This window comes from Shewanella sp. 2_MG-2023, from assembly GCF_030548905.1.
Lineage (GTDB): Bacteria > Pseudomonadota > Gammaproteobacteria > Enterobacterales > Shewanellaceae > Shewanella > Shewanella electrodiphila.
Genome location: NZ_JAUOSO010000023.1, coordinates 24,867 through 44,772 on the forward strand (window position 1 = coordinate 24,867; position 19,906 = coordinate 44,772).

20 protein-coding genes are annotated in these 19,906 nt (G+C 41.4%); 4 read left to right on the forward strand and 16 right to left on the reverse strand.

From position 1 onward, the window contains the following. Positions 1 to 188 precede the first annotated feature (188 nt). Positions 189 to 1,484: a RelA/SpoT domain-containing protein gene (locus tag Q4600_RS18915; RefSeq protein WP_303517748.1), complete on the forward strand. Its 1,296-nt coding sequence runs from the start codon at positions 189 to 191 to the stop codon at positions 1,482 to 1,484. Here Q4600_RS18915 and Q4600_RS18920 read toward each other — a convergent pair. After that, positions 1,465 to 1,698 carry a helix-turn-helix transcriptional regulator gene (locus tag Q4600_RS18920; protein ID WP_303517750.1) on the reverse strand — a complete coding sequence of 78 codons (234 nt, stop codon included), beginning with the start codon at positions 1,696 to 1,698 and terminating at the stop codon, positions 1,465 to 1,467. The two genes, Q4600_RS18915 and Q4600_RS18920, sit on opposite strands and share 20 nt — an antisense overlap. 58 nt (positions 1,699 to 1,756) lie before the next feature. Between Q4600_RS18920 and Q4600_RS18925 the strand changes: the two genes are divergently transcribed. Then, positions 1,757 to 2,032 carry a pyocin activator PrtN family protein gene (locus tag Q4600_RS18925; RefSeq protein ID WP_303517752.1) on the forward strand — a complete coding sequence of 92 codons (276 nt, stop codon included), beginning with the start codon at positions 1,757 to 1,759 and terminating at the stop codon, positions 2,030 to 2,032. A gap of 346 nt (positions 2,033 to 2,378) precedes the next feature. Here the strand turns inward: Q4600_RS18925 and Q4600_RS18930 are convergent, their stop codons facing one another. The 3 genes from Q4600_RS18930 to dnaB form a co-directional block, all read right to left on the reverse strand. Beyond that, positions 2,379 to 3,701: a hypothetical protein gene (locus Q4600_RS18930; protein ID WP_303517753.1), complete on the reverse strand. Its 1,323-nt coding sequence runs from the start codon at positions 3,699 to 3,701 to the stop codon at positions 2,379 to 2,381. Between the two features lie 72 nt (positions 3,702 to 3,773). Next, positions 3,774 to 4,853, reverse strand: a complete 1,080-nt coding sequence (gene alr, locus Q4600_RS18935) for an alanine racemase (protein ID WP_102528001.1) — start codon at positions 4,851 to 4,853, stop codon at positions 3,774 to 3,776. A 134-nt stretch (positions 4,854 to 4,987) separates the two neighbouring features. Beyond that, complete coding sequence (gene dnaB / locus Q4600_RS18940) at positions 4,988 to 6,397, reverse strand: replicative DNA helicase (protein ID WP_102528049.1); 1,410 nt, start codon at positions 6,395 to 6,397, stop codon at positions 4,988 to 4,990. 130 nt (positions 6,398 to 6,527) lie between these two features. Here dnaB and Q4600_RS18945 point away from each other — a divergent pair, with 130 nt between their 5' ends. After that, positions 6,528 to 8,726: a S46 family peptidase gene (locus Q4600_RS18945; RefSeq protein ID WP_303517757.1), complete on the forward strand. Its 2,199-nt coding sequence runs from the start codon at positions 6,528 to 6,530 to the stop codon at positions 8,724 to 8,726. Positions 8,727 to 8,960: 234 nt separating this feature from the next. Here Q4600_RS18945 and rplI read toward each other — a convergent pair whose 3' ends face one another. The 4 genes from rplI to rpsF are packed head-to-tail and all read right to left on the reverse strand — an operon-like array spanning position 8,961 to position 10,396. Then, complete coding sequence (gene rplI, locus Q4600_RS18950; RefSeq protein WP_102528003.1) at positions 8,961 to 9,413, reverse strand: 50S ribosomal protein L9; 453 nt, start codon at positions 9,411 to 9,413, stop codon at positions 8,961 to 8,963. 28 nt (positions 9,414 to 9,441) lie between these two features. Beyond that, a complete protein-coding gene (rpsR, locus tag Q4600_RS18955) occupies positions 9,442 to 9,669 on the reverse strand; it encodes a 30S ribosomal protein S18 (RefSeq protein ID WP_055023454.1) in 228 nt (75 codons plus the stop codon). A gap of 12 nt (positions 9,670 to 9,681) precedes the next feature. After that, positions 9,682 to 9,984 (reverse strand): primosomal replication protein N, encoded by a 303-nt coding sequence (gene priB, locus Q4600_RS18960; RefSeq protein WP_102528004.1) that lies wholly within the window; start codon positions 9,982 to 9,984, stop codon positions 9,682 to 9,684. A 7-nt stretch (positions 9,985 to 9,991) separates the two neighbouring features. After that, the gene (gene rpsF, locus Q4600_RS18965) at positions 9,992 to 10,396 is read right to left on the reverse strand and encodes a 30S ribosomal protein S6 (RefSeq protein WP_055023456.1); all 405 of its coding nucleotides are present in this window, start codon (positions 10,394 to 10,396) and stop codon (positions 9,992 to 9,994) included. A gap of 339 nt (positions 10,397 to 10,735) precedes the next feature. Here rpsF and Q4600_RS18970 point away from each other — a divergent pair, with 339 nt between their 5' ends. After that, entirely contained in the window at positions 10,736 to 11,479 is a 744-nt protein-coding gene (locus Q4600_RS18970; RefSeq protein WP_102528005.1) for a YdiY family protein, read from the forward strand. A 71-nt stretch (positions 11,480 to 11,550) separates the two neighbouring features. On the opposite strand, the gene rlmB is transcribed toward Q4600_RS18970, so the two are convergent. The 8 genes from rlmB to zapE form a co-directional block, all read right to left on the reverse strand. Beyond that, positions 11,551 to 12,291, reverse strand: coding sequence for a 23S rRNA (guanosine(2251)-2'-O)-methyltransferase RlmB (gene rlmB, locus Q4600_RS18975; protein WP_229371098.1), 741 nt, complete (start codon positions 12,289 to 12,291; stop codon positions 11,551 to 11,553). Between the two features lie 4 nt (positions 12,292 to 12,295). Next, complete coding sequence (gene rnr / locus Q4600_RS18980; RefSeq protein ID WP_303517763.1) at positions 12,296 to 14,776, reverse strand: ribonuclease R; 2,481 nt, start codon at positions 14,774 to 14,776, stop codon at positions 12,296 to 12,298. A 42-nt stretch (positions 14,777 to 14,818) separates the two neighbouring features. After that, a complete protein-coding gene (locus tag Q4600_RS18985; protein WP_303517783.1) occupies positions 14,819 to 15,466 on the reverse strand; it encodes a tetratricopeptide repeat protein in 648 nt (215 codons plus the stop codon). A gap of 203 nt (positions 15,467 to 15,669) precedes the next feature. After that, positions 15,670 to 16,965 carry an adenylosuccinate synthase gene (locus Q4600_RS18990; RefSeq protein ID WP_229371092.1) on the reverse strand — a complete coding sequence of 432 codons (1,296 nt, stop codon included), beginning with the start codon at positions 16,963 to 16,965 and terminating at the stop codon, positions 15,670 to 15,672. A gap of 67 nt (positions 16,966 to 17,032) precedes the next feature. After that, a complete protein-coding gene (locus tag Q4600_RS18995; protein ID WP_229371090.1) occupies positions 17,033 to 17,221 on the reverse strand; it encodes a DUF2065 family protein in 189 nt (62 codons plus the stop codon). Positions 17,222 to 17,378: 157 nt separating this feature from the next. Then, positions 17,379 to 17,771 (reverse strand): 30S ribosomal protein S9, encoded by a 393-nt coding sequence (rpsI, locus tag Q4600_RS19000; protein ID WP_102528011.1) that lies wholly within the window; start codon positions 17,769 to 17,771, stop codon positions 17,379 to 17,381. Between the two features lie 15 nt (positions 17,772 to 17,786). Continuing rightward, positions 17,787 to 18,218 carry a 50S ribosomal protein L13 gene (gene rplM / locus Q4600_RS19005; RefSeq protein WP_102528012.1) on the reverse strand — a complete coding sequence of 144 codons (432 nt, stop codon included), beginning with the start codon at positions 18,216 to 18,218 and terminating at the stop codon, positions 17,787 to 17,789. 356 nt (positions 18,219 to 18,574) lie between these two features. Next, entirely contained in the window at positions 18,575 to 19,687 is a 1,113-nt protein-coding gene (zapE, locus tag Q4600_RS19010) for a cell division protein ZapE (protein WP_102528013.1), read from the reverse strand. Between the last annotated feature and the right edge of the window lie 219 nt (positions 19,688 to 19,906).

Below are 19,906 nucleotides of genomic sequence, written 5' to 3' on the forward strand. Positions count from 1 at the left end.
CTATTCTAAGCTATTTTTGACTATTTTTGACTATTTTGATTAATTTTCACAAATTCGGGTCTTCGAAAAACCTTGCTATCGATCCAATAAACCTTGATTGAGTCCCCCAATTTATGCATAACATAAAAGTAATCTCAAATAATTTAATGATGGTTTTTGCACCTTATATTTACAATTTAGGATTAGACATGGCTAATGGACAGTACGAAGACCAAAAGAGACCTTTAACAGTTTCAAAAAAGAAAATTGAAAAAGCAGCTAGGAGTATTCGTCATGGCGTTACGGGAGACTTGCGACTGGAAGCTATAGAAAAAATCCAGAATTTTAGAGAATTTCATTTATACCCCTTAATGTTGATGAAAAATCATCTAGCTAGAACAGCTAAAAAAGTCAGCCCACAAGTTATTGTTGCGAGACGCTTGAAACGTCTACCGACGATCATCAACAAACTAGAAAGGTCAACTCTAGATGGGGAAACGAATAACGCTATAAAATTAGTAAGAATGCAAGATATTGCTGGATGCAGGGCCATTGTTAAGAATAAATTAGAGCTATATGAATTAAAGAAAAAATTGGAAAACAGTAAATCTATACATCAAATAGTTAGAACAACAAATTATTTGGATCGCCCTAAGGATAGTGGTTACGGTGGCCTGCACCTAGTGTATAGCTGTTACGAAGGTAAAAAAGCAGAGCACCCTTGGAAAGGTACGAATGTGGAAGTCCAGCTAAGAACGACTCTCCAACATGCTTGGGCTACGAGTTTAGAAATCATTGATACTTTAGAAGATATAGAGCTTAAGACGTCTATAACAGGGTCACTTGAATGGCGTCAATTCTTTAAAATAGCAGGGCTACTGGTAGCTCATGAGGAAGAGTTATGTTTATTGGAAAAAAAAGAGCACGAAGCCGTTATTGAAGAGTTCGTAACTTTACATAACAAACTAGATGTCAGCAATAAGCTTAACAAATACAACATCGCCATTAGCGCATCTTCTAAACAATCAATAAGAAGTAATCCCAAAAATAACAAAGATTTAGTCTTGGTAAGAATGATTAAAAGCAGTAGAAAAGATAATAAATACTTTGTGAGCCTTGATTACTTCAAACGAAACCAAACTGACGCAGCACTCAATGAACTAAATAAGTCAGAACTTGAAGATCAATACGATATGTCTGTACTAGTATCAACAGAAGGTGTTCGTTCGTTAAAGAAAGCTTATCCGAATTACTTTGGCTCTACGTTCCAATTTACTAACTTTATATCTAGACAGTTAAGCTTACATATATTGCATTTACGTCTACACATAGAAACAGCTTTAAAATCGCTAATGCAACGAGAATCTGAACACGGTCTTAATAAAAAAGAAGTTGAACTAAAAGAAACGCTAACTACCGTCTTGAAGGGAAATGATGTTTATTTAGCAGAAGCTAATGAAGTTCTTTTTAAAACAAATTTAAATTTTACATTGCTAAAATTATAAAGCCTTCGTATGGCTCTAATTTTAATGCCTTACAATACTCGATGTACTCTAGCACATCGAGTTTACGCTCATATTGCTCTATTTTCCCAATGTAAGAATGCGGGACACCTAATTCTGCAGCTAGCTCACGCATCGTCAACCCACGCTCAATTCGAGCAGATTTTAGCCACTCTATTAGTTTTCTATATTCAGGAGCATGTAATGTTTTACTCATTGTCCCGATTTTAGAGACAAGATACAATGTACCCAATTTAGGGACAAAAGTAAGCTCTATGAAACCTAAGACTGGGATGCTCAAAACACAAGAGTTATTGCTTCAACAATACTCAAACAGAGTGATTATTGAACTTGATGAAATAGCTAGACCACTTTTAGGACTGTCCAACCGAGTAGCCAAAAACCGTGCAAAAGCTGGAGCTTTACCCTTCCCTGTTTTTAAGATCAATGAAAGTGCAAAAAGCCCATATTTTGTTCATATTTCTGAACTTGCAAAGCATATTGATAAATGTAGAAGGCTTGCTGAAAAGGATTTTATAGGAACTAACTAAATGTAGTTTTCTGGGGTACCCCAGATTCTTAAAATATGTACCCTATGGTACCCCCGAGGTACCCCGTAAAAATATAAAACCAACAAAATCAAATATATATTTTTACTTTCGTCCAATCAAGCATTGGAGCGATTGAAAGCGATCTGTTAAGTGTTGTTGCAGCCAAGAGATGTACCTTTTAGATGAATATCAGCGACTTATTGATTTTGAGTTTAAGCGGCATAGTGCAATCTAATACCAGTCAAAATTTCAGCCGCACATTATATCACTATGCGGCTTTCAATTAATATTGTTAATGATGAATATCTAATCTGCTATCTGAGCGCAGTAATAAATAGCCTTTACATTAAAAAGGCTGATTAATCATTACCCAAAACTGGCTTTCATCACCACCAGTGACAAAATCACTTCTGATAACAATATCTTCAACTTCAAAACGGACACTCACACCATAAGAGGTTTTCATGTCTTTGTGTAAGTCATCAAGGCTAAACTCGTCGGTCACATTTCCCGCTTCAATCAATAATGCCCACTGCCACCAAGGCACATCATATAAATTAAACACTGGTAAATTTTGTAGTGGCTGCCAACGAGGAGTCATACGATATTCTAGCGCATAATTGACCGCGCTTCTTCCAGTAAACTGCTTCGAGTCATAACCTCTTAACCTATCAAACCCACCGAGTGAAACGCCTGCAAAGGTTGGGGGGCGCTGGTAACTTTGGCTATCGCCATCAAAGCTATTCCAACTTGGTGTATCGGCAATATAGACGTTGGCGGCGAGTACTTGTTCTTCAAACCAGCCATTACTTCCCAGTGACATAAAAGCACTTTGTTCAAATTCCCACATAAACCAACTTGGGTTATCGCTTACTTCACTGCCAAGCGTTAATGTAAGATTGGTTTGTCCGCCCTCTGAACTGTTATTCATTGAGTCACGATTATCCCAATCTAAAGCCAGCTCTATGCCATTTGCTTCATCAGGTAAATAATCCAGCGTTTCAAGTTCGCGATACTTATTAAAGGGCGTCAAAGTTATCGATGTGACACCTGACTCTAGTGGATTCCAGCTTATTGCATTTTTCTTTCTGGCTAGAGACGCTGCAGCGCCGTTTGCCCCGCCAGCCATCGGCAAAACATATTTAATATGTAATTTTGAAAAGCCTTCATCGCCTACACTGATTATGCGTTCAGTTTCAGTCTCGGTGTTTGCTTGCGGGAGATAGTATATGCCTTGCTCATAATGGCCACGAAATAACTCCGCGCTGAATAACCATTGATCGAGTTTGGGAATTTGATAATTGTAGAATCCAGCATAACTTAGCCAGCTGTCATTGGCTGAATATAAACCTATACCCAGTGCAACGGCTTGAGCTTGCCCAGCATGCTTTATGACACCAGCACCACCAATTGTTGTACTCAACGTTTCAGTTGAAAATATAATGGGCACAGCAACAAATTCAGCATCATAACTGTCGGCTGAATTCTTGGCTTGTTTATTCTTTTCTAACTCAACTGACGTTGATGTTGTTTGCTTATCGTCGCCCGCAATGTCAACAGATACAATAGTATCTTCTGACATAAGGCTTTGAATAGGCTGTGTTTGAGCAAAGGCCCAACCACTATAAATAACGCAGTAAGTCACTAGCGCGGTTTTATACAACTGCACTCAATCTTCCTTCTAATACAAGGCACTGTTAAACGTGTGTAGCCTTGCAACATCTAGATGCCCCTAAGGGCTTTATTCTTGTAAATCGACAACCACTCGTGGGGTGAGTTTGGTCACGAGTTCGTAAGCGATGGTACCAATATGTTCAGCGACCTCTTCAACGGCTAGTGCTTGTCCCCATAACTGTACAAGATCACCAACTTGATCTGTCGCTTCTGCGCCTAAATCAACCGTTAGCATGTCCATCGATACGCGGCCAACAATCGGCACTCTTCGACCATTTAACCAAACAGGCGTTCCTTCAGGTGCATTACGGGGATAACCATCACCATAACCAATCGCGACCACACCTAATTTAGTGTCTTTATCGGCAGTCCAATGCGCACCATAACCCACACTTTGACCCGCTTTATGCTCACGAACAGCAATCAAATTAGATACTAACTCCATCGCAGGTTGTAAACCGTGATGGGTCCCCTTATCCCCAAATACAGGAGAAACCCCATATAAAGCAATACCAGGTCTTATCCAATCACATTGGCTTTGAGGCCAAAATAAGGTACCTGCTGAGTTTGCTAAAGTACGGTCCCCAGGAAGGTCAGATATGAGTTGAGTAAACGCATCCATTTGTTGCTGAGTGAGATTATTGTCAGGCTCATCAGCACAGGCAAAGTGTGTCATTAAATGAACCGGCTTTTTCACGTTGGGGCAATCAATTAAACGCTGGTATACATCATCGAACTGTTCTAAGCCAAAACCCAGTCGATGCATACCTGAATCCACTTTGAGCCACACGGTGATAGGAGCTGATAATGTCGAGTTTTCAAGCATCTCAAGCTGAGATTCATGATGAACTACGGTGTCGATTTGATGCTGTACTAATAACGGGAGATCTGTCTGACGAAAGCAACCTTCAAGTAATAGCAGTTTCGCTTTCACCCCACCTTCACGCAATTGCAGCGCCTCCTCAAGCCTTGCTAAACCAAATCCATCGGCATTATCTACACACTGTGCAACATTCAGTAAGCCATGACCGTAACCATTAGCTTTAACCACTGCCATGACTTTACTGTTAGGAGCAATCTCTCTCAGCCTGACAAGGTTATCCTGTAAAGCCTGACGACTAATTTCAGCACGGGGAAACGGTTTCAAATAATTAACCTTAAATGACGAATATATTCAGGTGTTCTTCACCATGAAAACAAAAAATTGAGCCTCTGTTTCATTAACAGAGGCTTGTTTGATAATAGCAATTTATAGACACAATACTGATTTATGAAACAGGATTAATCTTCATCAAATATTTGCGTTCCTGAGTAATTATCAAAGCGAGAGAACTGGCCTTGGAAGGTCAAAGGCACTCGACCAATCGGGCCGTTACGCTGTTTACCAATAATAATTTCTGCGACACCTTTTTGTTCAGAATCATCGTTATACACTTCATCACGATAAATAAACATGATCAAATCCGCATCTTGCTCAATCGAACCAGATTCACGTAAATCCGAGTTAACAGGTCGCTTATCAGCACGTTGCTCTAGCGAGCGGTTAAGCTGTGAAAGTGCAATAACTGGAATCTCGAGTTCTTTAGCCAGAGACTTCAGTGAGCGAGAAATTTCTGCAATTTCTAAGGTACGGTTATCTTTTAATGAAGGCACTTGCATTAACTGCAGGTAATCGATCATGATCATCGATAAACCGCCATACTCACGGGCAATCCGTCGAGCACGACTGCGTACTTCTGTTGGGGTTAAACCAGAGCCATCATCAATGTACATCTTGCCTTGCTCAAGCATGATACCCATGGTCGATGACACACGAGCCCAATCTTCATCATCGAGCTGACCGGTACGAATTTTAGTTTGATCCACTCGGCCTAAAGACGCCAACATACGCATCATAATTTGTTCTGACGGCATCTCTAAACTGAAAATAAGTACCGGCTTATCCTCATTCATCGCAGCTTGTTCACACAGGTTCATCGCAAAGGTAGTTTTACCCATCGATGGACGCGCTGCCACAATGACCAAATCGCCAGACTGAAAACCAGCGGTCATTTTATCTAGGTCACTAAAGCCACTCGAAACCCCTGTTACACCGTTATGTGGGTTATTGTATAACTGCTCAATTTTATCGACAGTCTTTTCAAGAATCGATTTAATCCCTTCAGGGCCCTCATTGGCATTCGCTCGCGACTCTGCAATTTTAAAGACTTTAGTTTCAGCTAAATCGAGTAAGTCACCTGAATTACGTCCTTCTGGGTTATAACCTGCATCGGCAATCTCATGGGCGACACCAATCATGTCACGCACAACCGCGCGCTCACGTACGATATCGGCATACGATAAAATATTACCTGCACTCGGGGTGTTTTTAGCAATCTCACCTAAATAGGCAAAACCACCGGCATCTTCAAGTTGATCTTCAACTTCAAGTCGCTCAGATACCGTAATCAAATCGATAGGTTGGCCGGTTTCAACAAGACGGCTCATCGCCGCATAAATCATTCGGTGAGAGCGAGAGTAGAAATCATCTGCCACGATAGCCTCTGAGACTCTGTCCCAAGCTTCAGCATCGAGCATCAAGCCACCTAAAACAGACTGTTCAGCTTCAATAGAGTGAGGCGGTAATTTGAGCGCATCAACTTGTGCATCTCTTAACCTTTCTTTAGCCTTAAAAGGACCTTTTTGTGACATTAAAACTCCCAATTCCCAACCTGTTTGTAAAATATGGTATAACACCGAGGTCATGCAAACATGTTGCACCTTAAAATGTGCAACATTACCGCTCATGCGGACTAACAATAATAATATTTAAGGAAAGAACATGCGTATTGCACTCGTTGCAGCCCTTGTGCTGTCTTCCGGGCTAGCCCATGCCGATGAAGGCCAATGGCAACCCTATCAAATGCCTTCTATCGCAGATAAATTAGCACAACGTGGCATCGAAATTCCTGCAAAACAACTTGCAGATCTAACCCAATACCCAATGAATGCGGTTGTCGGCCTCGGCTATTGTACCGCCAGTTTCGTTTCGCCCCAAGGTCTAGTTGTTACCAATCATCATTGTGCCTACCGAGCAATACAATATAACAGTAAAACAGAACATAATTACTTGGCCGATGGCTTTCTTGCCAATACTAAAGCAGAAGAACCTTCAGCGGGTCCAAACGAGCGATTATACATTACTGAAGCCGTAACGGATGTCACTAAACAAGTAAATGCCAATTTAAGTAGCGAGCCGCTAGCACGTTACGAAGATATTCAGTCAAACCGCAAAGCACTCATTAAAGAATGTGAAACCGATGAAAACTACCGCTGTTCGGTTAGTAGTTTCCATAACGGTTTAGAGTACTACTTAATTAAACAGCTGATTATTCGGGATGTTCGCCTAGTCTATGCACCACCAGAAAGCGTCGGCGCTTTTGGCGGTGACATCGATAATTACGAATACCCTCGCCACTCAGGCGACTTTACTTTCTTACGTGCTTACGTTGGCAAAGACGGTAAACCAGCAAGCTATGCTGAAGACAACGTACCGTTTGAGCCTAAGAGCTTTTTAAAAATTAATGCTGACGGCGTTAAAGCAGGTGACGGAGTCTTTGCTGCAGGTTACCCAGGTTCTACCAGTCGTTATCGCCTAACCAGTGAATTAGAGTTTGCCAGTGATTGGATGTATCCAACATACGCCAAGCGCTATCAGCTACAAATCGACACCATTAATCAAATGGCGGCAGATAATAATACTATCGCGATAAAATATGCTGGCAGCCTTGCGTCAATGGCTAACCGTATGAAGAAACTTAACGGCTTGTTAGATGGCTTTAAAGCCACTGATATTGTCGGCATTAAGCAAGATCGTGAGAATGATTTCTTAGCTTGGTTGAAAAAAGACACTCAAGCAAACCAGAACTTAATCACTGAATTAGAAGCTCTGCTTGCCAAGCAGCAAACTCAAGTTCAAACGGATTACTTTTTCAATAATGCGCAATCAAGTTCGTTATTGTCAGCAGCGAAAAAACTGTATCGTTTAGCGAAAGAAAAACAGCTCCCTGACGCAAAACGTGAACAAGGCTTTCAAGAGCGAGACATGAAAATGTTCGCCGCTAACTTAACACGCTTAGAACGCAGTTTTGATGTATCTGTTGATAAAACGCTTTGGCTTCAAGATTTAAATGCATACATGGCACAAAGCCAGCGCGTGGCAATTTTAGATGATGCACTGAATAAAATCTCTGATGCAGAGGCACTATCAGCAAAATTAGATGGCTACTACGCTTTAACAGGTCTTACTGATAAAGAGCAACGACTTGCTTGGATGGAACAAGATGCACAAGCATTTGAAACCAGCTCTGATCCATTTATCCGTTTAGCTGTTGCACTGCACGACACCAATATGGCGCAAGAGAAAGCAGAAAACACATTAAAAGGTGAGTTGTCTACTGCACGCCCAGAATATATGGAAGCCATTATTGCTTACTACAAAGCCAATGATTGGCCTGTGTATCCAGATGCAAACCGTACCTTACGTATCACATACGGCATGGTAGATGGTTACCAATCAAGAGATGCCCTTTACAAGCAGCCGTTTACGCGCTTAGAAGGCATTGTAGGTAAGCACACTGGTGAAGCGCCTTATAACGCACCGAAGAAGTTATTAGATGCAATCGCAACTAATGACTATGGCAACCATACTGTTGCGTCTGTCTATCAAGATCCTCGCTCATGGATTTGCAGCTTGTTCTCGTGTCTTGATAAACCAGAAGAGTTTAACTCTGTGCCGGTTAACTTCTTATCAAGTGTTGATACTACAGGTGGCAACTCAGGTTCGCCGGTATTCAACGGTAAAGGTGAGTTAGTTGGTTTGAACTTTGATTCAACTTACGAAGCGATTACTAAAGATTGGTTCTTCAATCCAACCATTACCCGCGCAGTCCATGTCGACTTCCGTTATATCCTTTGGATGATGGATAAGGTTGATAATGCACAAAACTTAATAGATGAGTTAGAGTTAGTCAGAGACTAATTCTCTTGTTCATGAAACAAAAGGCACTTTTATCAAAGTGCCTTTTTTATGCGTTTTTTTCATGAGTTTTTTGCCTGAACTTTTTGCCAGAGTAAGTCCAGATTACTTTCGTCAAAATTACTTTCATTGAATTATTTCAAGTCAAAGTATGCAGCCCATCTCATTGCAATTTACATATTCCAGACATAAAAAAACACCGCCAATTGGCGGTGTTTTCTTTAAAGCAAATTGCTATTAGTCTTCTGCAACAACAGAAACTTTAACAACAGCTTTAACTTCAGTGTGAAGCTGAACTTCAACTTCGAAGTCACCTAAAGTGCGTAAAGCACCTAAAGGTAGACGTACTTCAGCTTTAGCAAGCTCAACGCCAGCAGCAGTAACTGCATCAGCGATGTCGCGAGTACCAACTGAACCGAATAGTTTACCTTCGTCACCAGCTTTAGAAGCGATAACAACTGCTTCTAATGCAGCAAGCTTTTCAGCTCGTGCAGCACAAACACCTAATTCAGCAGCTAATTTAGCTTCTAATTCAGCGCGACGTGCTTCGAAAACTTTAACGTTTTCGTCATTAGCAACAACAGCTTTGCCTTGTGGCAAAAGGAAGTTACGTGCGTAACCGGCTTTAACTGAAACTTGGTCACCTAGGTTTCCAAGGTTAGCGATTTTATCAAGCAGAATAACGTTCATTATCTAATTCCTCTGATTAATACTGCGATTACTGATGTAAATCAGTGTAAGGCAGTAGAGAAAGATAACGAGCACGCTTAATCGCGCGAGCTAGTTGGCGTTGATATTTAGCACTAGTACCAGTGATACGGCTAGGAACAATCTTACCGCTTTCTGTTACGTAGTTTTTTAAAGTAACGATATCTTTGTAATCAATTTCTGCAACACCTTCAGAGGTGAAACGACAGAACTTGCGACGACGGAAATAACGTGCCATGTTGACAGTCTCCTAAGTTTTCAATTCGACATTTTCGGCGTGCATAACCAATTTATTTTGGCCATTTCGTCCTTGCTGCATAGAGATAAACCCTTCAACTTGGACCTGCACGCCTGCTTTTAATTCTTCTGTAACGCTATTAAAACGTTGTCCACTTAATATGACTTGGATGAGGCAATAAACGTTTCTCAACATCTGGCCTTCATACCGCTGCGCTTTGTGCTCTAACGTGATTACCTTATGTGGAATCCCGCTTGGGCTATCAAACCGCTTAGAACGAGTTATCGTTCCTGACAATACTAAGTGATTAACCACAGATTAATTATTCAGCAGATTCTTCAGCGCTTGCTTCAACTTCTTTTTCAGCAGCTGGTGCAGCAGTAGGAGCACGACGTGAATCACGCTCATCTTTTGCTTTAGCCATTGGAGAAGCTTCAGTAACAGCAGTTTTAGTGCGCATTACCATGTTACGCAGAACAGCGTCATTGAAACGGAAAGCTGTTTCTAACTCTTCGATAGACTCTGCAGTTGCTTCTACGTTCATAAGAACATAGTGAGCTTTATGTAGGTCTTGAATTGGGTAAGCCAATTGACGACGACCCCAATCTTCTAGACGGCTGATAGTACCGTTAGCATCAGTAATTACACTGCTGTAACGCTCGATCATACCTGGGACTTGTTCACTTTGATCTGGGTGAACCATAAATACGATTTCATAATGACGCATTTATTGCTCCTTACGGTTAATTAGCCTCACGTGTGGCTCAGTCAGACCAAGTTGGAGGCAAGGAACGAAATTAAATGACTGATTTGAGCGCGACATAGTACATAAACACAACAGCAAACTCAAGTAATACTTTGCCATCAAGTCTATTCGTTTAGTCTCTACTAAAAGTGAGACTGTCATTTAACTTAACAACACATAAATACGATATAAAAATGAATAACTTAACCCTTCAAGACAGTGTTTAAGTAACGGATTGCTTTGCAGCCTACACGAATACAGGTATTATGACGCTTCATCCGTATTCCAGGCGTTCCTCATAACAACCCATAGATAAGCGTAATGAATAAAGTCATCATTTTTACTTCTACTTTGCTCGCCTCATCTTCTGCATGGGCATTAGTACCACCAGATTACAAAGAGCCACCAAGTGACTTTAACGCTGAAATTGAAGCGGGAATGCAACTAAACACCGGTAACAACCAGTCGCAAAACTTCAATGGCCGTACTTACTTAAATTACGACACTGAAAAAGCCCGACAAGAATTAACCTTAAAAGCCTACTATGCAGCTGATGATGAATCGACGACAGCTGAAAAATATGATCTTTACGCGCAATCTAGTTATAAACTGGATAGCGGTTATGTATTCGGACGCGGGGAATTCACTTGGGATGATTTTGGTAGTTATACCAAACTGTCAACGATATCTGCTGGTTACGGTTTCGATATTATTTCCAATTACCAAACCAAACTCAGTTTAGAAGTGGGTCCTGGTTATCGTTATGATTTGCCTAAAGCCACCGATTCCGATTTAAATCCAGAAGCCAACCAAGACATCATTTTACGTACTGCAGCAAAGTATTCGGTCAAGCTACAGGAATATACCAGTTTAAATGCCGATCTCACCTCAGAAGTCGGTGAAGACAACAATACCCTGACTTTAGATTTAAGTTATAAAAATACCTTTTTACAGGATTGGGCATTTAAAATTGGCGTTAATGTTAAGTACACCGCCGTTGTTCCTGAAGACAGTTTTAAAACCGATACCATTACCACGTTTAACCTGCTTTATACTTTCCAGTAGCATTCAAATTCAAAGCAAATAAAAACGGGCATAAGCCCGTTTTTTAATGCTGATAATTTATCTTAGCAAGATTAGCCTTTACGCTGGCGCACCGCTTCAAATAAACAAATACCCGTTGCAACAGATACATTTAAACTTGAAACACTACCCGCCATTGGGATAGATACGATTGAATCGCAGCTTTCACGTGTTAGGCGGCGCAAGCCTTTATCTTCAGCGCCCATTGCGATAGCAAGTGGACCTTTTAAGTCGGCTTGGTACAATTCACAATCTGCTTCACCTGCAGCACCAATAATCCACACACCTTTTTGCTGAATATGGCGCATAGTGCGGGCAAGATTAGTCACTTGAAACAAAGGAACAGTTTCAGCTGCGCCACATGCCACTTTACTCACGGTTGCAGTTAAACCAACTGAATTATCCTTTGGTACAATAATACCTTGAACCCCTGCAGCATCCGCATTTCGCAAACATGCACCAAGGTTATGAGGGTCGGTAACACCATCAAGAATAAGTAGAAATGGCTGCTCTGTTTTTTCAAGCAAGGCATCTAAATCATTTTCAGTGAGTATTTTGGCTGGTTTCACTCGTGCGACAATACCTTGATGTTGGCTACTTGCTGATTTGTCATCAAGCACTTTACGTCCAGAGCGCTGCACAGAAACACCATATTGGTTTGCAGTGTTAATTAATGGCAGTACACGTTCATCTTCGCGTCCCTGTACTACCCATAATTCAATCACACGCTCTGGTGCATTTCGTAGCAAAGCTTCAACAGCATGTATGCCAAAAATGATATCTTGTTTTTTCATTTACTTATTTTCTCTTACGCTTTGCTTTAGATGGTTTTTTTGCAGCTGTTGTAGCTGAACTGTTTACCGGTTTTTTAGATGATTTTCCTGCACTTTTTTTCTTAGCGCTAGATTTAGAACGTGGCTTTTTAGTACTTGGGCTACGTTTTGCCCCACTTTTCTCATCTTTAGCATCAGAACTATCTTTACCCGCTCCTGACTTGCTTGAACCAGATTTTCCAACCCCCGCTTTAGCGCCTTCAAGGTTAGCGCGTTCACGTGCTGTTAACGGTTTACGATTAGCTTTTTTACGGCTCTTCCCATGATCGCCAAGCATGATAAGGTCTATTTGACGATCATCCAAGTTAACTGCGGCCACTTTTACATTCACTTCATCGCCCACTTGATATACGTTCTTGGTGTTTTCACCAATCAAACGTTGACGCATTGGATCAAATTGGTAGTAATCACTGACTAAACTTGAAATATGCACCAAGCCATCGATGTAGAGATCTTTCAGCCTCACAAATAAACCAAAGCTTGTTACCGAAGCGATAACGGCTTCAAAATCATCACCAACATGATCTTGCATGTATTCGCATTTAAGCCAATCAGCTACATCACGCGTCGCTTCATCTGCACGGCGTTCAGTCGTTGAACATTCTTCGCCTAACTTATCCAACTCTTCAAGGTCATAATGATAACCCCCTTCAGGAGTCCATTTATCCTTAACATTGCCATCTTGTGCAGCTAATAAATAGCGGATCACACGGTGCAACACCAGATCTGGATAGCGTCGAATTGGCGAAGTGAAATGCGAGTATTCGGTTAATGCTAACCCAAAGTGACCATCATCATCAGGGCTATATACCGCTTGGCGCATTGAACGCAGTAACATGATTTGAATCAGTTCTGCATCCGGTCTATCAGCAATTTTCAGCATCACATCTTGATAATCAGATGGTGTAGGTTCATCACCGCCATTCATTGATAATCCGCGTTCAGCTAAAAACTCTTTAAAGTTTGCTAGCTTAGTTTCAGATGGCGCTTCATGGACACGATATAGCACTTCACCTTTATGTTTCTTCACAAACTTAGCAGAAGCGACGTTTGCGAGGATCATGCACTCTTCAATAATCTTATGAGCTTGATTACGTCCACGGGGCACAATCGCTTCAATCTTACGTTGTTCATTAAAGATGAACTGGGTTTCAACGGTTTCAAATGCAATTGCACCGCGTTCAGCTCTACGCTCGTTCAAAGTTAAATACAGAGACTGTAAACATTGAAGATGCGGGAATAGTGCTTCATGCTCAGGCGCGATTTCGCCGCCTTCGAGCATTGCTGCGACTTGGGTATAAGTAAATCTTGCATGTGAATGCATCACTGCAGGATAAAACTTATAGCCAGATAACTTACCCGCCGCTGAAATTGTCATTTCTGCGACCATACATAAACGGTCAACATGCGGATTAAGCGAACATAAGCCGTTGGAAATTTTCTCTGGCAGCATTGGAATAACTTGCGATGGGAAGTACACCGAGTTACCACGGGCACGCGCCTCTTCATCTAATGCAGAATCAGTACGCACATAATGACTCACATCAGCAATCGCTACCCATAAACGCCAGCCACCGCTAGGTTTTGTCTCAGCATAAACTGCATCATCAAAATCACGGGCATCTTCACCATCAATCGTCACTAAAGGTAAGTGACGTAAATCGACTCGTCCTTGCTTATCAGACTCTGGTACTTCATCAGGAATGCGCTTGAGCTTTTTCTCAATCACTGATGACCATTTATGGGGTAAATCATAATTGCGCAGTGCAATTTCAATTTCCATACCGGGGGCCATCGTTTTACCAAGTACTTCTGTGACTTTCGCAGCGGCTTTAACAAAGCGGCCAGGTCTGCGAGTTAACTCAACTACAACCACGTCGCCTGCGCGAGCGCCATTGCTGTCTTCTTTAGCAATTAAGATTTCTTGGGTAATACGTCTATCATCAGCAATAACAAATGCCATGCCAGCATCAACGTGATAGCGGCCTACTAATGGTGCTGCCCGTTGCTGAACTAGACGTACAATACGTGCTTCACGACGTCCACGACGATCTGAGCCCGCTTTTTGTGCTAGGACTTTATCGCCGTGAAAATACATCTGCATATCGCGGTTATTAATAAATAAGTCATCTCCGCCTTCATCAGATTTAAAAAATCCAAATCCATCTCGGTGACCAATCACGCTCCCTGAAAGTAAATCCATCTTTTCAGGTAAACCATAGCTATGTCCGCGGGTGTACACCAGTTGTCCATCACGCTCCATTGCACGCAAACGTCTTCTTAACGCTTCAAGATGATCTTCATCGACCATGTTTAATGCTGCGGCAATGTGCTCTCTAGTCACAGGTGATTTCTGGGCGCGTAAATACTCTAAGATGTATTCACGGCTAGGGATTGGGTTTTCGTACTTGTCTTGCTCTCTCTCAAAATGAGGATCGTTGATCATTCAATTTCCAAATAATTTACTCCAATGTTGGAGTATTAGCGTTTAGTGCAGCTGCGGCTGCTGTGCTCGCGCGACTATACTCGCGGGCATCTTAGCGGCTAATGTCTGCAATAATGAAGACGCTTTTTTCTGTGTCGCTTCATCATTAAATACGCTGTTATATAACCAATGGTAACCTAACTTGTAATCTACAGGGCTACCATAACCTTCGCCAAAAAGGCGAACTAACATTAATCGTGCTGGCACATCGCCATTAGCAGCAGCAGGCATCACATACTGCACTGCACGATTTTTATCTTTGACTACCATTTTACCGTGATAGTAATACTCGGCCAGTTTTAGCATCGCCTCTGCGCTACCTTGCTCTGCAGCAATTTGTAATTGTTTCATGCCTCTGGATGCATGCTGCGGCACACAAACACCATGATTAAGCATCTCACCCCACAAAAATTGATACATGGGCTGCTTTAGCACTTCGGCTCTCGCTTCGATGTCTTGTACTAGCTGGCAATCATCGGCTTTAACTTGCTGTAAATATTGATTCGTTCGGATCAATTTAAGTAATTGCTCATCATTATAAATATCCACTGAAGCCATTTCGGCAACGGTAATATATGGAATAAAACACAACAACAATAAACTTAAACGCAGCATAACGATTCTCAATGACACTTTAGTTACCCAATGCATCGGCATTATAGCTCAATTCTTGAGTATTAACTGCACAAACCGCAATTATTCAACACAATAGAAAACTGAATCGCTTGTATTAGATAGGAGAAAATGACGAAGGTAACTGGAGGATAACAGTGAATGTTCGATGTAAATTTTCAATCAATAAAACTAGGTCAACTACACAATAAAAAGGCCGCTAATTAGCGGCCTTCAATGTATTAGTTAAATGGATTAACTAATACGATTGTTTCGTTTCTGTCAGGACCCGTTGATACGATATCAACTGGCGCTTCAAGTAACTCTTCGATACGCGCAATATAATTAAGTGCTGCTTGTGGCAGTTGCTCAATTGATGTCGCACCGAAAGTGGTTTCGCTCCAGCCTGGCATAGTTTCGAAAACAGGTGTTACCTGCTCGTAACCTTCAGCAGCTAAAGGAGTCACTGTTTCAACAGACCCATCTGGATACTGGTAACCAACACAAATCTTAACTTCTTCTAGGCCATCTAGAACGTCAAGTTTGGTTAGACAGAAGCCGCTTACACTGTTGATTTGAACTGCACGGCGCATTGCCACAGCATCTAACCAACCTGGACGACGTTTACGACCAGTTGTCGCACCGAACTCTTGACCTTTATGGCCTAAGTAGTCACCAATCTCATTCTCAAGCTCTGTTGGGAATGGACCAGCACCTACACGAGTGGTGTAAGCTTTCATGATACCTAATACATAATCTAAGTGACGAGGACCAAAACCAGAACCAGTAGCTACGCCACCTGCTGTAGTGTTTGATGAAGTCACATATGGGTATGTACCATGGTCGATATCAAGTAATGTACCTTGTGCGCCTTCAAACAAGATTGGCTCACCCGCTTTACGGGCAGTATCTAGTAATTCAGTCACATCAGTACACATGCTTTTCAGATAATCAGCGATAGCTAATGCATCATCTAGCGTTGTTTGATAGTCAACAGCTTCACAATCATAGTATTCGGTTAGCATGAAGTTGTGATATTTCATCACTTCTTTTAGCTTAACAGCGAAAAGTTCAGCATTGAACAAATCACCTACGCGAAGACCACGACGAGAAATTTTATCTTCATAAGCTGGACCAATACCACGACCCGTTGTACCGATAGCTTGATTGCCGCGCGCTTTTTCGCGAGCCACATCAAGAGCACAATGGAAAGGTAGAATTAGTGGACATGCTTCTGAAATAAGAAGACGCTCTTCGACAGGAACACCACGCTCTTTAAGCATGTTGATCTCTTTCATCAAAGCATCGGGAGCGAGCACTACACCATTACCGATAATGCATTTCACATTGTCGCGTAAGATCCCTGACGGAATCAAATGAAGTACTGTTTTATCGCCGTCGATAACAAGAGTATGACCAGCATTGTGGCCGCCTTGGTAACGAACTACATATTTTGCCTGTTCTGTTAGAAGGTCGACAATCTTACCTTTTCCTTCGTCACCCCATTGAGTGCCGAGTACTACTACGTTTTTGCCCATCGTCTGCTGCAAGGTTGCGGTATAAAGGCGAATTTTAACAGATTTTTGGGGGTGTATTGCAAGTATTTTATGCGAAAATTATTAATAGTACTATGCCAGCAGACACCAATGATCCACCTAACCTCCTGAGAACATTCTTATTTTGGCTCGAAATCTCAGCTAAATATTTTTTCCATTGCAGTGGAAATAGTAACGGTCCAATCCCTTCTAAAACCAAAACTAAACCAATCGCAAACATCCACACTTGAAAATCCATCATTCATCCCACAATTTATTATTAACTCAACAACAGAACAGTGGCAGCATCAAACAAATGAAACACCATTATCATTTTGTATCATAGCTGTATTTGATAAAAAAAAGGCAATAAAAAACCCAGCATATAGCTGGGCTTTTTGAATTCCAAAAACGAATTAACGTTTTGAGAATTGTGGCTTACGACGTGCTTTACGTAGACCAACTTTCTTACGCTCAACTTTACGAGCATCACGGGTAACGAAACCAGCGCCGCGTAAAGAAGGACGTAGAGCTTCGTCTAACTGAAGCAATGCACGAGTAATACCGTGACGAATTGCACCTGCTTGGCCAGTGGTTCCACCGCCTTTAACAGTTACATAGATGTCAAGTTTATCTGTCATTTCAACTAGCTCAAGTGGTTGACGAACAACCATACGAGCAGTTTCACGACCAAAATATACATCTAGTGGACGTTGGTTAACAACGATTTGACCACTACCTGCTTTAGCGAATACGCGAGCAGTTGATGTTTTACGACGGCCAGTGCCGTAGTACTGAGTTGCAGACATTAGCTTACTCCCGGATTAGATATCAAGAACTTGTGGTTGTTGTGCAGCGTGGTTATGTTCAGCGCCAGAGTAAACTTTAAGTTTACGGAACATAGCGCGGCCCAAAGGACCTTTTGGTAACATACCCTTAACTGCTTTCTCGATAATCATCTCAGGCTTATGATCTTGCAGCTTTTCAAAAGTAATCTGCTTGATACCACCGATGAAACCTGAATGTGAGTAGTAAACTTTGCCTTTAGCTTTGTTACCAGTCACTGTAACTTTCTCAGCGTTAATAACGATGATGTAGTCACCAGTGTCAACATGAGGAGTATACTCTGGCTTATGCTTACCGCGTAAACGAGTAGCAATTTCAGTAGCGATACGACCTAAAGTTTTACCTTCAGCATCAACGACGAACCAGTCACGTGTGACTGTTTCTGGTGTAGCAGTAAATGTAGTCTTCATTTTACAAAAACCCAATGATTAAAATTCTGTCTCAATGCTGACTGCACATGCAATCAACACAATGACCATTTCAAAGCCCCTTCGAGCTGAAATTGGTTTAAATCTTCCACCCAAATTCGGTGGAGTAACGAGGGCAGGTGGCGGATTATAGACAAACTTGAGTTAAAAATCATCTAATTTTTTCATAATTATAAAAAAATCACCTATGAAGGTGATTTCTGGATTTTATGCTGAATATTCACTATCCCACCGACATGAGTTGTTCAATAAACACTCAAGCCTGTCAACTCAAATATAGCTAGCGAATAAGTTACCTATATAAGTAAGCCTAAACAGCAATTTGATATATGCCCTATTTAAGGAAGATGCTCTAAAGTTAAATAGTCATGAGACTGCATTTCAATCAGTCTTGAACGGCAGCGCCTAAACTCAAAGCTCAATAAGCCATCGGTATAGATATCTTCTAATGAGACTTCTGCAGAAATAATCAGTTTTACATTACGTTCGTAAAATTCATCGACCATGGCCAAAAAGCGCCTCGCGATATCGTCACCTGTGGTTGAAGACCCCATTTGCTCGAGGCCACTCACTAAAACAGTGTGATACAGCCTCGCCACTTCCATATAGTCACGTTGCGAACGAGGACCATCACATAAGTCTCTAAAGTTAGCTAATAAGACACCTTGAGATTGTTGGCGAATAGCAATCTCACGGCCTTCAATTTCAATAGAACCTGTAAGCACTTCTGATTCTGGCGCGAGTTGACCAAAGTAAGTGATTAAATTGGTATCCGCTTGCTGATCTAAGGGGAAATGATAAATCTCTGCTTGTTCAAGAGTACGTAAACGGTAATCAATTCCCGAATCGACATTTAATATTTCACAATGCTCATTAATCAGTTTAATTGCAGGTAAGAAGCGTGCGCGTTGTAACCCGTTCTTATATAAGTCGTCAGGAATGATATTAGAGGTCGCCACTAAGGCAACACCTTCTTTGAAGAGATATTGGAATAAGGTGCCCAGTAACATCGCGTCGGTAATGTCTGAGACAAAAAATTCATCAAAGCAGATTATCTTATATTGCTGCGCCATTTTCTTAGCAATGCTAATGAGCGGATCTTGTACCCCTTCCATTTCACCGAGATCATGATGCAGCTGGTGCATAAAACGATGGAAATGTGCACGCAATTTTTTATCTGTAGGCAGTGCATCATAAAAGGTATCCATCAAGTAGGTTTTACCGCGCCCTACTCCACCCCATAAATACAGTCCTTGAATCGATGAGTCAGATTTTTTCAATCCTATCGCACTAAACAACTTGCCAATACCTGAAGGTTGGACATCGGCAGCAATGACTTCTTCATAAACTCGTTGTAGCGATTTTACCGCTTGCTCTTGTGCTATATCGTGAGAAAAACCATCACGGGTTAAATCTTGCTGGTAATGCTGCCAAGGGCTTAACTGCGACACAAGTACGACTCTCTTATACTGCTGAAAATTCGAAACAATCATAGCATGCAGCTACAATTGAGGTAACGTTTATAACTACAAAAAATTAACCTTTGTTAATATAGGCTGAACTTATTGAAACAGCATAGACTCCGAGGTTATATATACCATGTACGATTATCAGATTAAATTTGATCAAAGGCGATAACTGTAAACTTTTACCGAGCCATGATTTAATTT

Coding starts and splice junctions, on each gene's coding strand:
- Q4600_RS18990 (WP_229371092.1), bottom strand. CDS start 16,965: ATGGGCAAAAACGTAGTAGTACTCGGCACTCAATGGGGTGACGAAGGA.
- Q4600_RS18920 (WP_303517750.1), bottom strand. CDS start 1,698: ATGAGTAAAACATTACATGCTCCTGAATATAGAAAACTAATAGAGTGG.
- rpsI (WP_102528011.1), bottom strand. CDS start 17,771: ATGTCTGCAACTCAGTACTACGGCACTGGCCGTCGTAAAACATCAACT.
- Q4600_RS18995 (WP_229371090.1), bottom strand. CDS start 17,221: ATGGATTTTCAAGTGTGGATGTTTGCGATTGGTTTAGTTTTGGTTTTA.
- Q4600_RS18985 (WP_303517783.1), bottom strand. CDS start 15,466: ATGCATTGGGTAACTAAAGTGTCATTGAGAATCGTTATGCTGCGTTTA.
- rplI (WP_102528003.1), bottom strand. CDS start 9,413: ATGAACGTTATTCTGCTTGATAAAATCGCTAACCTTGGAAACCTAGGT.
- rlmB (WP_229371098.1), bottom strand. CDS start 12,291: ATGAAAAAACAAGATATCATTTTTGGCATACATGCTGTTGAAGCTTTG.
- Q4600_RS18925 (WP_303517752.1), top strand. CDS start 1,757: ATGAAACCTAAGACTGGGATGCTCAAAACACAAGAGTTATTGCTTCAA.
- rpsF (WP_055023456.1), bottom strand. CDS start 10,396: ATGCGTCATTATGAAATCGTATTTATGGTTCACCCAGATCAAAGTGAA.
- rnr (WP_303517763.1), bottom strand. CDS start 14,776: ATGATCAACGATCCTCATTTTGAGAGAGAGCAAGACAAGTACGAAAAC.
- rplM (WP_102528012.1), bottom strand. CDS start 18,218: ATGAAGACTACATTTACTGCTACACCAGAAACAGTCACACGTGACTGG.
- dnaB (WP_102528049.1), bottom strand. CDS start 6,397: ATGTCACAAAAAGGTCCTTTTAAGGCTAAAGAAAGGTTAAGAGATGCA.
- Q4600_RS18945 (WP_303517757.1), top strand. CDS start 6,528: ATGCGTATTGCACTCGTTGCAGCCCTTGTGCTGTCTTCCGGGCTAGCC.
- Q4600_RS18970 (WP_102528005.1), top strand. CDS start 10,736: ATGAATAAAGTCATCATTTTTACTTCTACTTTGCTCGCCTCATCTTCT.
- rpsR (WP_055023454.1), bottom strand. CDS start 9,669: ATGGCACGTTATTTCCGTCGTCGCAAGTTCTGTCGTTTCACCTCTGAA.
- Q4600_RS18915 (WP_303517748.1), top strand. CDS start 189: ATGGCTAATGGACAGTACGAAGACCAAAAGAGACCTTTAACAGTTTCA.